Here is a 13096-nt window from a genome sequence, read left to right on the forward strand (position 1 = left end):
CCCGGCTGTGCCTCAGACCGCCGGCGAACCCGCCTGAGCCCCAGGGAGGCCCGGGGGCTCGGCCTTCGTCCTGCTCCGGGATTCTGCCGCGGCTCGCTGAAGGGCTCTCGCCACCCGCTCGGCGTCGTCGGCGGACAACTGGGTCTCCTGCGCCCAGAGGATCGACAGTCTGATGTTGCCGTTGATCAGGTTCAGCGCGACATCGACTTCCGCTCCGGTGCCGGTGACCTCGCGGACCTCCACGTCGGGATCGCTTCTGAAGGCGCTCATGGTGCCTGCTGCTCGCTTTCTGCTGACGACAGCCACCACAGAGGCGCTGTGTACTGATCTGGCCGGTTCTCGGTGAGCAAGGCGCGCAGGTGTTCACGCTGGACGCCGGGTAGTCCCAGCGCCTCCGTGATGCGGCGGAAGGTGGTGTGGGTGACTCCCCGGCTCCTGGCTTCGCGCTCGAACGTGTCGAGTCGGGCCAGTACGGCGCCCGCGTCCAGAGGGGCCGGTGGCTGCTCCTTGAGCCGTGCTGCCTTGTCGCGTTCGTAGTCGATCTCGGAGAAGCCGCAGATCTCGCGGCTGTACGCCTCGGCTTCGGTCAGCGTGGCGGTCGTCATGAGGGAGCGGGCCAGGGTGTTGCGGTCGAGGGCGTTGTCCAGGTCGACTTCGTGGACCGTGGGTCCTTCGGCGGTGAGGGGGACGGGGAGTCCGGCGTCGCGTACTTCGCAGATGCCGCGGATTCCGCGGGCCGTGGCGGTGAGCATGGCTGTGGCCTCTGAGGGGTGCCAGTCCAGGACGGCGGCGATGGAGTTCGTGTCCGCCGCGGTGAAGGTGTGGACGTGCGGGCCGAGGAGGGGGTGCAGGTCGGCGGGTGGGATCTCGCCGTCCAGTCCCGGGCCCGCGATCAGCAGTCGGACCGGGGCGTTGGTCTGGGCGCAGGCGGCGAGGGTGAGGGCGTCGGCGAGGGGGCTTCTGAGGGTGGGTTCGTCGCCGCGGGCGAGGATGTCTCCGCCGACGTCCAGCAGGTCGATGGACCTGGGGGTCAGGTGGTCCACCAGTTCTTCGAGCTGTCGGGTGATGCCCTCGGCGCCGTGGTGCGGGTCGAGCAGGGCGAGGGTGTGGGGGAGTTCTGCGGCGAGTCGGGGGAGGGTGGAGCCTGCCGGGGGGATCGGCCGGGCCCGGGGCGGTACCGAGAGGACGGAGCGGGTGAGGGGTTCGAGGCCCGTGAAGTCGCGGGGGCCGCGCGGCCCGGGGAGGGGGTCGACGAGGAGGCGGTCCCAGGCGTAGGTGAGGATCACCGCCCGCTCGTCGGCGCCGTACAGGGCGGCGTGGAGCATCGCGGCGGCCACCGCGTCGCCTCCGCCTCCTGCCGCGACGATGAGTCTCGTCATGGGGTCAACGGTACGGGCTGGGCACGAGGTCGTTCACCCTATAGTGGCTAGCGGCCATAGCCACTTTACGAGGAGGGCAGATGCCGCAGATCGAGGAGGCTCAGCCGAAGTATCTCCAGATCGCGCACTACATCCGCGATCAGATTCTTCGGGGCGACCTGCGTGCGGGGGACGAGGTTCCCTCGGAACGGCAGTTGGCTGCCGGCTGGAAGGTGTCCCGGCCCACGGCGGCCCGGTCGCTGGAGGCGCTGAGCCATCAGGGGCTGGTCGAGAAGCGCCAGGGCTCGGGCACGTACGTGCGCAGCCTCGAAGTCAACCGGCGGGCAAGGGAGCTGTACGGACGCGCTCGGCAGACGGGGAAGATCTACACGCCCGGCGAGTACGCGGTGATCACCTCGGCCGGCTGGACGGACGCGCCCGCCCATGTCGCGGAGGCGCTGGGGCTGGCGAGGGGCGGCCGGGTGGTCCAGCGGCGGCGGGTGACCAACGACCAGGACGGTCCCATCACGTTGTCCACCTCGTGGTTCGCGTCCGACATCGGCCGGCGTGCGCCGAAACTTCTGGAGCCCGAACGCATCCAGGAGGGCACGCTGATGTACGTGGAGGCGATGACCGGGCGCACGGGCAGCTACGCCGAGGACCGGATGTGCGCCCGGAGCGCCACCGACGAGGAGGCGGCGGACCTCGAACTGGACCCCGGATCAGCCGTGTTGGTGGTCCATCACGTGGTCTATGACGTGCAGGACCGGGCCCTGGAGTTCTCCGAGGCGGCCTATCCGCCGCACCGCTGGGCGTTCGAGCAGGGGTATCCCCTCACCTGATCGTGGGTCACTTCGCGTGAATGGCTTGCGACCTCAAGTGGCTAATGCCACCATCCAGTAAGTGGCTAAGGCCACTTACTGGAGAGGGTGGGCGAGTCGTTCGCGTGTGGCGGCGGCCTTCACCCTGGGGCGACGACCGGGATCGCGCCTCATCGAACGGTGCCGCTTCGCAGGGTGACGGCAGTGGCAGGGAGTGAGGGCCCGTGACATTCGTGATCGGCCGGTACCCCGGCGCAGAGTCTTCGCGGCTCGGGGGCGATGGCGTTGCAGCCGACTCCGGGCTCCGCCCCCCGGGCCCGGCACTGGTTCCGCAAGTTCATCGCCCCGTACAACCCGCTCTGCTCGGTCGACGACTGCACGCTGATGATCTCCGAGTTGGTGACCAACGCGATCCTCTACGGGCGGTCGGACGAGGAGTGGCTCGTACGGGTGGAGTGGTTCAAGGAGGGAACCTCGCTGCGGGTGGAGGTGCACAGTCCGGGGTTCCCGGCGAGCGTGCGCCTTCGCTGGCCCGACACGGACGACGCGCACGGACGCGGTCTGCTCCTGGTCGACTCCATCGCCGACTCCTGGCACTCCGGCCCGAGCCGATTCGGTGGGACGGTCGTCTCCTTCGTGATGGCCGACGTTTGGACGACGTGAAGGGTGTGTCACGCGCCGCGCCGCCGCAGCGGCCGGACGGCGTCCTTGCCTTGACGCAGACGTCAACCCGTACCGTCGAAGACATGCGAATCGGTGAGCTGGCCGAGCGGGCCGGGACCACGGCGCGGGCGTTGCGGTACTACGAGTCGCGGGGGCTGCTGCCCGCGCGGCGGGATGCGCAGGGGTACCGGACGTACGACGAGCGGGATCTGGAGCTGCTGCGGCAGATCAGGACGTTGCGGGACTTCGGGTTCGAGCTGGAGGAGACGCGGCCGTTCGTGGAGTGTCTGCGGGCCGGGCACCCGGAGGGGGACGCGTGTCCGGCGTCGCTGGTGGTCTACCGGCGCAAGCTGGCCGAGCTGGACGCGCTGATCGGTGAGCTGACGGCGGTGCGCGAGCAGGTCGGGGCGCAGTTGGCGCGGGCCGAGCGGGCGCGGGACGGGCTGGCCGCCGATGCGCTGGTTCCGGGGGGTCCGGAGCCGTTGTGCGAGCTGGGAGGGCATGAGCGGTGATCAAGCAGGTGGCGGGTGTGGAGGAAGTGACCGACGCGGACTTCGGGGAGCGGGTGCTGGGGGCGGATCTGCCGGTGCTGGTGCAGTTCACGGCCGAGTGGTGCGGGCCGTGCCGGCAGCTGGCGCCGGTGCTGGGGGCCGTCGCCTTCGAGGAGGGCGACCGGCTGAAGATCGTCCAGCTGGATGTGGACCGCAATCCGGAGACGACGATCCGGTACGGGGTGCTGGGCACGCCGACGCTCATGGTCTTCCGGGACGGGGAGCCGGTGCGGTCGATGGTGGGCGCGCGGCCCAAGCGGCGGCTGCTGGAGGAGCTGGCCGACGTGCTCTGACAGGAGTGCGCGGGCAACAGAAAATCCCCTGGGCAATTGCGCCCGGGGGATTTCTTTGCGTATATTCGGTGGTTCGCGACTTCATGAAGAATGTGGTCGCGGAGAAGTGCAGTGACCACAGTATATGCGGGCGGGAGCTGAATTGTCAAACACCGGCTTTTCTGACGAGGAATTGCGTCGGGAACAGGAATTCATCGACGGGCTGTACCGGCTCGTCGACGCGCTGCGCGGTGACACCGAGGCCGGTGTCGCGGACGCCCTCGCCCAGGGCAACACGCCCCTCCAGGCCCGGCTGGAGCGGGACATCCTGGTCGCCGAGCGCTCCGGGCTGCTCGCCGCGCTGAACGCCGTGGACGGCTCGCTCTGCTTCGGCCGGATCGACCTGACCGACGGCGCCACCCACCACATCGGCCGGATCGGGCTGCGCGCCGACGACGCCGAACGCACCCCGGTCCTGATCGACTGGCGGGCGGACGTGGCCCGGCCCTTCTACCTGGCCACCGGCCACACCCCGATGGGCCTGCGCCGCCGCCGGCACCTGACCACCGAGGGCCGCCGGGTCACGGCCCTGCACGACGAGATCCTCGACCTGGGCGACGCCACCCGCACCGGGTACGAGGACCCGACCGGCGACGCGGTGCTGCTCGCCGCGCTCGACTCCGCGCGCACCGGCCGGATGGGCGACATCGTGCGCACCATCCAGGCCGACCAGGACCGCATCATCCGCGCCCCGCACCGCGGTGTGCTGGTCGTCGAGGGCGGCCCCGGCACCGGGAAGACCGCCGTGGCGCTGCACCGGGCCGCCTATCTGCTCTACGAGCACCGCGAGCTGCTCGCCCGGCGGGCCGTGCTGATCGTGGGCCCCAACCCGGCGTTCCTCGGCTACATCGGTGAGGTGCTGCCCTCGCTCGGCGAGACCGGTGTGCTGCTGGCGACCGTGGGCGAGCTGTTCCCCGGGGTGAGGGCGACGGCGACCGACACGCCCGAGGCGGCGGCCGTCAAGGGCCGCGCCGACATGGCCGGGGTGCTCGCGGCCGTCGTACGCGACCGGCAGGCGCTGCCCGACCCGGTGCTCGCCATCGAGCACGACCGCGAGGTCCTGATGCTCGACGACGGCCTGGTGCGGGTGGCCCGCGAGCGCACCCGCGCCGCGAAGCTGCCGCACAACGTGGCGCGCGAGCACTTCGAGGGCCACATCCTCAACACGCTCACCGACATGGTCGCCGAGCGCATCGGCACCGACCCGTACGACGGCTCGAATCTGCTCGACGCGAGCGACATCACCCAGATCCGCGACGAACTCGCCGAGAACCCCGAGGTCTGGTCGGCCGTCGACCTGCTGTGGCCCCGGCTCACCCCGCGCCGCCTGGTCGCGGACTTCCTCGCCGCGCCGGAGGGCTACGTCGCCGACGAGGACGCCGCCGCGATCCGCCGCCCGGTCACCCGGGCGTGGACCGTCGCGGACGTACCGCTGCTCGACGAGGCCGCCGAACTGCTCGGCGAGGACGACCGGGTGGCCCGCGCCCGCGCCGAACGCGAACGCGAGAGCCAGGTGGCGTACGCGCAGGGCGTGCTGGACGTCTCCTACGCCTCGCGGACCTACGAGTTCGACGACAAGGACGAGGAGGACTCCGAGGTCCTGTCCGCGCACGACATCATCGACGCCGAGCGGTTCGCCGAGCGCCACGAGGAGGACGACCACCGCAGCGCCGCCGAGCGCGCGGCGGCCGACCGTACCTGGGCGTTCGGGCACATCATCGTCGACGAGGCGCAGGAGCTGTCCCCGATGGCCTGGCGGCTGCTGATGCGGCGCAGCCCGACCCGCTCGATGACCCTCGTCGGCGACCCCGCGCAGACCGCGGAGGCGGCCGGTGTCGGCTCCTGGGCGGACATCCTGCGGCCCTATGTCGAGGACCGCTGGGAACACACCCGGCTCGGCGTCAACTACCGTACGCCCGCCGAGATCATGGACCTGGCGGCGGCCGTGGTACGCGCCGAGAACCCCGAGTTCACCCCGCCCAGCTCGGTGCGCTCCACCGGCGTACGGCCCTGGGTGCGCGCCACCGGCGACCTGCCCGGCGCGGTGGCGAAGGCCGTCGCCGAACTCACCCCGGACGAGGGCCGGCTCGCCGTGATCGCCCCACGCGATCTGCACCTCCGCCTGGCCGCCCGGCTGGACGGCGTCACCGCGGGCGCGGAGCCCGACCTGACCCGCACGGTCGTCCTCCTCGACCCGCGCCAGGCCAAGGGCCTGGAGTTCGACTCCGTCCTGGTCGTCGAGCCGGGCCGCTACGGCACCAGCGACCTGTACGTGGCCCTGACCCGCGCGACCCAGCGGCTGGGGGTGCTGCACACGGGCGCGCTGCCGGGGGCGCTGGCGGACGCCGCCGGATGACCGTTCACGCCGGGCTCAGCCACACCGTCGCCAGCGGTGGCAGGGTGAGGCGGACGGAGGCCGGGCGGCCGTGCCAGGGGGTGGGGGAAGGGGGGAGCGGGTCCGGGTGGACGACGCCGCTGCCGCCGTAGCGGGTGGCGTCGGTGTTGAGGGTCTCGCGCCAGACGGGCACGTCGGCGGGGACGCCGAGGCGGTAGTCGTGGCGGACGACCGGGGAGAAGTTGGACACGGCGAGCAGCGGGGTGCCGTCGGCGGCGCGGCGCAGGAAGGCGAGCACGTTGTCGTCGGCCGCGTCGCCGGTGATCCACTCGAAGCCGTCGGGGTGGGCGTCCCGCTCCCACAGGGCCGGGGTCGCGCGGTAGCGGGAGTTGAGGTCGCGGACCAGGTCCAGCACGCCCCGGTGGTCGGCGGCGGCGCCGTAGGACGGATCGAGCAGCCACCAGTCCGGGCCGCGTTCCTCGGACCACTCGGTGCCCTGGGCGAACTCCTGGCCCATGAAGAGGAGTTGCTTGCCGGGGTGGGACCACATGAAGGCGAGGTAGGCGCGCAGGTCGGCCCGCTGCCGCCACCAGTCGCCCGGCATCTTGGACACCAGCGACTTCTTGCCGTGCACCACCTCGTCGTGGGAGAGGGGCAGTACGTAGTTCTCGCTGTAGGCGTACACCATGGAGAAGGTCATCTCCCCGTGGTGGTGGGCGCGGTGCACGGGGTCGTGGCTCATGTACTGGAGCGAGTCGTGCATCCAGCCCATGTTCCACTTCAGCCCGAAGCCCAGGCCGCCGAAGCCGGACGGGCCGCGGTGGTGCGTGGCCCGGGTGACGCCGTCCCAGGCGGTGGACTCCTCGGCGACGGTCACCACGCCGGGCACCCTGCGGTACACGGTGGCGTTCATCTCCTGGAGGAACGCCACCGCGTCCAGGTTCTCCCGGCCGCCGTGCTCGTTGGGCATCCACTGCCCCGGCTCGCGCGAGTAGTCGAGATAGAGCATCGAGGCGACCGCGTCCACCCGCAGCCCGTCGATGTGGTACTCCTCGCACCAGTACACCGCGTTGGCGACGAGGAAGTTGCGCACCTCGCGGCGGCCGAAGTCGAACTCCAGGGTGCCCCAGTCCGGATGGGCGGCCCGCAGCGGGTCGGAGTGCTCGTACAGCGGGCGCCCGTCGAACTCGGCCAGCGCCCACGCGTCGCGCGGGAAGTGCGCGGGCACCCAGTCCATGATGACGCCGATGCCCGCCCGGTGCAGCGCGTCCACCAGGTGCTTGAAGTCGTCCGGCGTGCCCAGCCGCGCGGTGGGCGCGTAGAAGCCGGTGACCTGGTAGCCCCAGGAGCCGCCGAAGGGATGCTCGGCGACCGGCATCAGCTCCACATGCGTGAAGCCCAGGTCCGCGACGTACGCGGGAAGCTGTTCCGCCAGTTGACGGTACGTCAGGCCGGGGCGCCAGGACGGCAGGTGCACCTCGTACACCGAGAACGGCGCCTCGTGCGCGGGCCGTTCGCCGCGCCGCGCCAGCCATTCGGCGTCGCCCCACTCGTAGTGCGAGGCGTGCACGACGGAGGAGGTGGCCGGCGGGACCTCGGTGCGCCGCGCCAGCGGATCGGCGCGCAGCGTCCGCGACCCGTCCGGCCGGGTGATCTCGAACTTGTACAGCTCGCCCTCCCCGACACCGGGCACGAACAGCTCCCACACCCCGGTGCCGCCCAGCGAGCGCATCGGGTACGCGGTGCCGTCCCAGAAGTCGAAGCCGCCGGCCACCCGCACACCCCGCGCGTCGGGCGCCCACACCGTGAACCGGGTGCCCTCGACGCCCTGATGGGTCATCGGCTCGGCGCCGAGCGCCCGCCACAGCTCCTCGTGCCGCCCCTCGCCGATCAGATGCAGGTCGAGATCGCCGAGCGCGGGCAGGAAGCGGTACGGGTCCTCGGCGCGCACCACGGTCCCCTCGTACGCCACCTCCAGCCGGTACTCCGGCACCTCCCGCAGCGGCAGCAGCCCCGAGAAGAACCCCTGCCCGTCGTGGGTCAGCTCCAGCTGGAGGTCCCCGGCCAGGACGGCGACACCGAGCGCGTACGGGCGCAGCGCCCGCACCGCGACGCCCCCGGGCACGGGGTGCGCGCCGAGCACGGAGTGCGGATCGTGGTGGGTGCCGGCGAGCAGCCGTTCGCGGTCCTCGGTGCCGAGGGCCGCGGACACCGCCCGCGCGGGCGTCCCCGGCTGCTGCCGGGGGAGGGGACCACTGGCGGGGGGACGGGCAGTCACGTGCGGGGCCTCCTCGAAGAGAGCGGCGGAGCCGGACAGGTGCGGCGGGCGGGTCAGGCGGCGGAGCCGGGGTCCGCGGCCAGGCGGCGCACCGCCGCGAGCGGCACCGGCAGCCAGTCGGGGCGGTGCCGGGCCTCGTAGACGACCTCGTAGACCGCCTTGTCGGTCTCGCAGGCCCGCAGCAGCACCGGGTCCGTGCGCGGGTCGCGGCCGCCGCCCTCCGCGTACCCGGTGCAGTACGCGGCACGGCAGGCCGCCGCCCAGCGCGGGGCCGGCGGGCCGCCCGCCGAGTGCGCCGCGTAGTCGAAGGAGCGCAGCATCCCGGCGACGTCCCGGACCACGGGCTGGGCCATCCGCCGCTCGGCCAGCGGTCTGGCCGGCTCGCCCTCGAAGTCGATCAGTGACCACCGGCCGGCCGGGGAGCGCAGGCACTGCCCCAGGTGCAGGTCGCCGTGGATGCGCTGGGCGGTCCAGGTGTGGCCCTCGGCCGCCAGGTCGGCCAGCGCCTCGTAGGCGGTGTGCAGCCCGGGGGCGTGGGGCCGCAGCGCCGGGACCGCCTGGGCCGCCTCCTCCAGGCGTTCGGCCATGGCGTCGACCAGCGCGGTGAGCTGGAGCCGGGCCAGGCTGACCGTGGGCAGCGCGCGGGCCAGCGCCCCGTGCACCTCGGCCGTGGCGCGGCCCAGCGCCCGCGCCTCGGCGGTGAAGTCCTCGCCCTTGGCCAGCTCGCGCAGCGCCAGCTCCCAGCCGTCCGTGGCGCCCCGCACGAAGGGCTGGAGCACCCCGAGGACGTACGCGTCCTCGCCGACGTCGGCGGTCATCCACGCGGTGGGCGCCGGGACGCGCGGGCAGTCCTCGCGGGCCAGCGCGAGCGGCAGTTCCAGGTCGGGGTTCACTCCGGGCAGCACCCGGCGGAACAGCTTCAGGATGAAGGCGTCCCCGTAGACCACCGACGAGTTGGACTGCTCGGCGGTGACCACGCGCGGGACCAGGCCGGCGCGTATCTCCGCGCGCCGCTCACAGCGCAGCCCGCCGATGCGGGCCCGGGTGCGCAGGGCCTCCAGGATCACCTCGGCGGGCCGGGGGTCGTACAGCGCCTCGTACACGGTGCGCCCGGCGAGCGGGCCGTCGTGGACGTGGCCGATCAGCGCGGGCGCCAGTCTGGGGGGCAGCGCCTCGCGCACGCCTATGAGGAGCTGGTAGCAGTCGCCGGGGTGCGGGACGGCGCCGGGGGCGGGGGAGGGCGGCTGGTGGGCGCGGACCAGCAGGTGGTAGAGGCCGAGCCTGCCGTCGAGCGGGAGCAGCTCGACGGCCGTGACCAGGGAGAATCCGGTGACCGGGCGGCCCTTGCCCGCGAACCAGCGCTGCCGGGGCAGCCACTCGCGCAGCAGCGGGTCCAGGGACGCGAGGAGGCCGGCGCTGCCGGCGGTGACAGAGCGTGTGACGGCTTGCGACATGGCTTCCGACATGGCGTCGCGTCCAATCGCTGGTCGAGTGTGACTCACGCGTGCCCGCGTGCGGGGCGGCGGAAACCGCCCCGCACGTGCTGGTCCTAGACGGCCTCCTCGCGCAGCCGGAACCAGTAGAAACCGTGTCCCGCCAGGGTCAGCAGATACGGCAGCTCGCCGACGGCCGGGAAGCGCACGCCGCCGAACAGCTCGACCGGGTGCCGCCCCAGGAAGGCGCTCAGGTCGACCTCCGTCGGCTGGGCGAAGCGGGAGAAGTTGTGCACGCACAGGACCAGGTCGTCGTCATATTCGCGCAGGAAGGCGAGGACGGCGGGGTTGGAGGAGGTGAGTTCGGTGTAGGTGCCGAGTCCGAAGGCGGGGTTCTGCTTGCGGATCTCGATCATGCGGCGGGTCCAGTGCAGCAGCGAGGAGGGGGAGGACATGGATGCCTCGACGTTGGTGACCTGGTAGCCGTAGACGGGGTCCATGATCGTGGGGAGGTAGAGGCGGCCGGGGTCGCTGGAGGAGAAGCCGGCGTTGCGGTCGGGGGTCCATTGCATGGGGGTGCGTACGGCGTCGCGGTCGCCGAGCCAGATGTTGTCGCCCATGCCGATCTCGTCGCCGTAGTAGAGGATCGGGCTGCCGGGCAGGGACAGGAGCAGGGCGGTGAAGAGTTCGATCTGGTTGCGGTCGTTGTCCAGGAGGGGGGCGAGGCGGCGGCGGATGCCGATGTTGGCGCGCATGCGGGGGTCCTTGGCGTACTCGGCCCACATGTAGTCGCGTTCCTCGTCGGTGACCATCTCCAGGGTCAGTTCGTCGTGGTTGCGCAGGAAGATGCCCCACTGGCAGTGCGCGGGGATCGCCGGGGTCTTCGCCAGGATCTCCGAGACCGGGTAGCGGCTCTCGCGCCGCACCGCCATGAAGATCCTCGGCATCACGGGGAAGTGGAACGCCATGTGGCACTCGTCGCCGCCCGCGCTGTAGTCACCGAAGTAGTCGACGACGTCCTCCGGCCACTGGTTCGCCTCGGCCAGCAGCACCGTGTCCGGGTACTGGCTGTCGATCTCCTTGCGCACCCGCTTGAGGAAGGCGTGCGTGGCCGGGAGGTTCTCGCAGTTGGTGCCCTCCCGCTGGTACAGGTACGGCACCGCGTCGAGGCGGAACCCGTCGATGCCGAGATCCAGCCAGAACTTCAGCGCCGAGATCATCTCCTCCTGCACGGCCGGGTTCTCGTAGTTCAGATCCGGCTGATGCGAGAAGAAGCGGTGCCAGTAGTACTGCTTGCGTACCGGGTCGTACGTCCAGTTGGACGCCTCGGTGTCCACGAAGATGATGCGGGCGCCCTGGTACTGCTTGTCGTCGTCGGCCCAGACGTAGTAGTCGCCGTACGGTCCGTCGGGATCCCTTCTGGACTCCTGGAACCAGGGGTGCTGGTCGCTGGTGTGGTTCATGACGAAGTCGATGATGACGCGCATGCCGCGCTGGTGGGCGGCGTCGACGAACTCGACGAAGTCGGCGAGGTCGCCGAAGTCGGGGAGGACGGCGGTGTAGTCGGAGACGTCGTAACCGCCGTCTCTGAGCGGTGACTTGAAGAACGGCGGGAGCCAGAGGCAGTCCACGCCGAGCCACTGGAGATAGTCCAGTTTGGCGGTCAGGCCCTTCAGGTCGCCGATGCCGTCACCGTTGCTGTCCTGGAAGGAGCGGACCAGGACCTCGTAGAAGACGGCACGCTTGAACCACTCCGGGTCGCGGTCCTGGGCAGGAGTGTCCTCGAAGGTGTCCGGAACGGGCTCGTTGACGATCATGTTGTGGGTGACCCTCCGATCTGCGGGGTGGACGGTCGCAGGACGGTGAGGACGTGCGCGGGCCGATGCCCCGGCTCCAGTCGCACATAGTTGGCCCTGCCCCAGTGATAGGTCTCGCCGGTCAGCTCGTCGCGCACCGGCACCGACTCGTGCCATTCCAGGCCGAGTTGCGGCATGTCCAACGAGACCGTGGCCTCCTGGGTGTGGTGCGGATCGAGGTTGGCGACGACCAGAACCGTGTTCGATCCGCTCCGCTTGGAGTAGGCGATCACCTCGTCCTTGTCCGCGTGGTGGAAGTGCAGGTCGCGCAGCTGGTGCAGGGCCGGACTGCGGCGCCGGATGTCGTTGAGGCGGGTGATGAGGGGGGTGATGGTGCGGCCCTCGCGTTCGGCGGTGGCCCAGTCGCGTGGTCTGAGCTGGTATTTCTCGGAGTGGAGGTATTCCTCGCCGCCCTCTGTGAGGGGGGTGTTCTCGCAGAGTTCGTAGCCGCTGTAGATGCCCCAGGAGGGGGAGAGGGTGGCGGCGAGGACGGCGCGGACCTCGAAGGCGGGGCGGCCGCCGTGCTGGAGGTAGGCGTGGAGGATGTCGGGGGTGTTGGGGAAGAGGTTGGGCCGCATGTAGGCGGCCGCCTCGCCCGACAGTTCCGTCATGTAGTCGGTGAGTTCCTGTTTCGTGGTGCGCCAGGTGAAGTAGGTGTAGGACTGCTGGAAGCCGGTCTGGGCGAGGGTGTGCATCATCGCGGGGCGGGTGAAGGCCTCGGCGAGGAAGATGACGTCGGGGTCGGTGGTGTTGATGCCGGTGATGACGCGTTCCCAGAAGACGACGGGTTTGGTGTGGGGGTTGTCGACGCGGAAGATGCGGACGCCGTGGTGCATCCAGTGGCGGATGATGCGGAGGGTCTCGGTGACGAGGCCGTCCATGTCGGTGTCGAAGGCCAGGGGGTGGATGTCCTGGTATTTCTTGGGGGGGTTCTCGGCGTGGGCGATGGTGCCGTCGGGGCGGTGGTGGAACCACTGGGGGTGTTTGTGGATCCAGGGGTGGTCGGGGGAGCACTGGAGGGCGAGGTCGAGGGCGATTTCGAGGCCGAGTTCGTGGGCTCGGGCGGTGAAGTGGTCGAAGTCGTCGAGGGTGCCCAGGCGGGGGTGGACGGTGTCGTGGCCGCCTTCGGGTGAGCCGATGGCCCAGGGGACGCCGACGTCGTCGGGTGCGGCGGTGAGGGTGTTGTCGGGGCCTTTGCGGTGGGTGGTGCCGATGGGGTGGATGGGGGGGAGGTAGACGACGTCGAAGCCCATGGCGGCGATGGCGGGCAGGCGGCGTTCGGCGGTGCGCAGGGTGCCGTGGGGCTGGTCGGGGGTGCCTTCGGAGCGGGGGAAGAACTCGTACCAGGCGCTGTAGAGGGCGCGTTCGCGTTCGACCTGGAGCGGGAGGGGTGCGGAGGCGGTGACCAGGTCGCGCAGGGGATGGCGGGCCAGGACCGCGTCCACCTCCGGCGTCAACGCCGCCGACAG

The 13096-nt window shown here is 71.3% G+C and carries 10 protein-coding genes and 1 pseudogene; 5 read left to right on the forward strand and 6 right to left on the reverse strand.

Going from position 1 to position 13096, the window contains the following annotated elements; all coding sequences use genetic code 11:
• Positions 1-12: 12 nt before the first annotated feature.
• Both B086_RS0137145 and B086_RS0137150 read right to left on the reverse strand, forming a co-directional pair.
• Complete coding sequence (locus tag B086_RS0137145) at positions 13-270, reverse strand: hypothetical protein (protein WP_018571516.1); 258 nt, start codon at positions 268-270, stop codon at positions 13-15.
• Positions 267-1379 carry a DUF1152 domain-containing protein gene (locus tag B086_RS0137150; RefSeq protein WP_078531315.1) on the reverse strand — a complete coding sequence of 371 codons (1113 nt, stop codon included), beginning with the start codon at positions 1377-1379 and terminating at the stop codon, positions 267-269. The genes B086_RS0137145 and B086_RS0137150 overlap by 4 nt, the downstream gene beginning before the upstream one ends.
• Before the next feature lie 80 nt (positions 1380-1459).
• Here B086_RS0137150 and B086_RS0137155 point away from each other — a divergent pair, with 80 nt between their 5' ends.
• The 5 genes and pseudogenes from B086_RS0137155 (at position 1460) to B086_RS0137175 (ending at position 6081) form a co-directional block, all read left to right on the forward strand.
• Entirely contained in the window at positions 1460-2200 is a 741-nt protein-coding gene (locus tag B086_RS0137155) for a GntR family transcriptional regulator (RefSeq protein ID WP_018571518.1), read from the forward strand.
• A 203-nt stretch (positions 2201-2403) separates the two neighbouring features.
• Positions 2404-2842: pseudogene (locus B086_RS0137160) on the forward strand (ATP-binding protein).
• 83 nt (positions 2843-2925) lie between these two features.
• Positions 2926-3354 (forward strand): MerR family transcriptional regulator, encoded by a 429-nt coding sequence (locus B086_RS0137165; RefSeq protein WP_026253174.1) that lies wholly within the window; start codon positions 2926-2928, stop codon positions 3352-3354.
• Positions 3354-3686: a thioredoxin family protein gene (locus B086_RS0137170; RefSeq protein ID WP_026253175.1), complete on the forward strand. Its 333-nt coding sequence runs from the start codon at positions 3354-3356 to the stop codon at positions 3684-3686. Before B086_RS0137165 ends, B086_RS0137170 begins: the two co-directional genes overlap by 1 nt.
• A gap of 124 nt (positions 3687-3810) precedes the next feature.
• Complete coding sequence (locus tag B086_RS0137175) at positions 3811-6081, forward strand: HelD family protein (protein WP_051115982.1); 2271 nt, start codon at positions 3811-3813, stop codon at positions 6079-6081.
• A gap of 4 nt (positions 6082-6085) precedes the next feature.
• On the opposite strand, the gene glgB is transcribed toward B086_RS0137175, so the two are convergent.
• The 4 genes from glgB to B086_RS0137195 form a co-directional block, all read right to left on the reverse strand.
• Entirely contained in the window at positions 6086-8338 is a 2253-nt protein-coding gene (glgB, locus tag B086_RS0137180; protein ID WP_106436207.1) for a 1,4-alpha-glucan branching enzyme, read from the reverse strand.
• A 53-nt stretch (positions 8339-8391) separates the two neighbouring features.
• A complete protein-coding gene (locus B086_RS0137185) occupies positions 8392-9792 on the reverse strand; it encodes a maltokinase N-terminal cap-like domain-containing protein (protein ID WP_018571524.1) in 1401 nt (466 codons plus the stop codon).
• Between the two features lie 95 nt (positions 9793-9887).
• The gene (gene treS / locus B086_RS0137190) at positions 9888-11588 is read right to left on the reverse strand and encodes a maltose alpha-D-glucosyltransferase (protein ID WP_018571525.1); all 1701 of its coding nucleotides are present in this window, start codon (positions 11586-11588) and stop codon (positions 9888-9890) included.
• Positions 11585-13096 (reverse strand): alpha-1,4-glucan--maltose-1-phosphate maltosyltransferase (locus tag B086_RS0137195; RefSeq protein ID WP_018568560.1); only part of this gene is annotated, 1512 nt, incomplete at its 5' end. The genes treS and B086_RS0137195, both read right to left, overlap by 4 nt.

Origin of the sequence: Streptomyces sp. PsTaAH-124 (assembly GCF_000373685.1) — a bacterium.
Lineage (GTDB): Bacteria > Actinomycetota > Actinomycetes > Streptomycetales > Streptomycetaceae > Streptomyces > Streptomyces andamanensis.

Excerpts from the sequence above, each read along its gene's own strand:
- treS (WP_018571525.1), bottom strand. The coding sequence starts at position 11,588 with ATGATCGTCAACGAGCCCGTTCCGGACACCTTCGAGGACACTCCTGCC.
- B086_RS0137150 (WP_078531315.1), bottom strand. The coding sequence starts at position 1,379 with ATGACGAGACTCATCGTCGCGGCAGGAGGCGGAGGCGACGCGGTGGCC.
- B086_RS0137165 (WP_026253174.1), top strand. The coding sequence starts at position 2,926 with ATGCGAATCGGTGAGCTGGCCGAGCGGGCCGGGACCACGGCGCGGGCG.
- B086_RS0137145 (WP_018571516.1), bottom strand. The coding sequence starts at position 270 with ATGAGCGCCTTCAGAAGCGATCCCGACGTGGAGGTCCGCGAGGTCACC.
- B086_RS0137185 (WP_018571524.1), bottom strand. The coding sequence starts at position 9,792 with ATGTCGCAAGCCGTCACACGCTCTGTCACCGCCGGCAGCGCCGGCCTC.
- B086_RS0137175 (WP_051115982.1), top strand. The coding sequence starts at position 3,811 with ATGCGGGCGGGAGCTGAATTGTCAAACACCGGCTTTTCTGACGAGGAA.
- B086_RS0137155 (WP_018571518.1), top strand. The coding sequence starts at position 1,460 with ATGCCGCAGATCGAGGAGGCTCAGCCGAAGTATCTCCAGATCGCGCAC.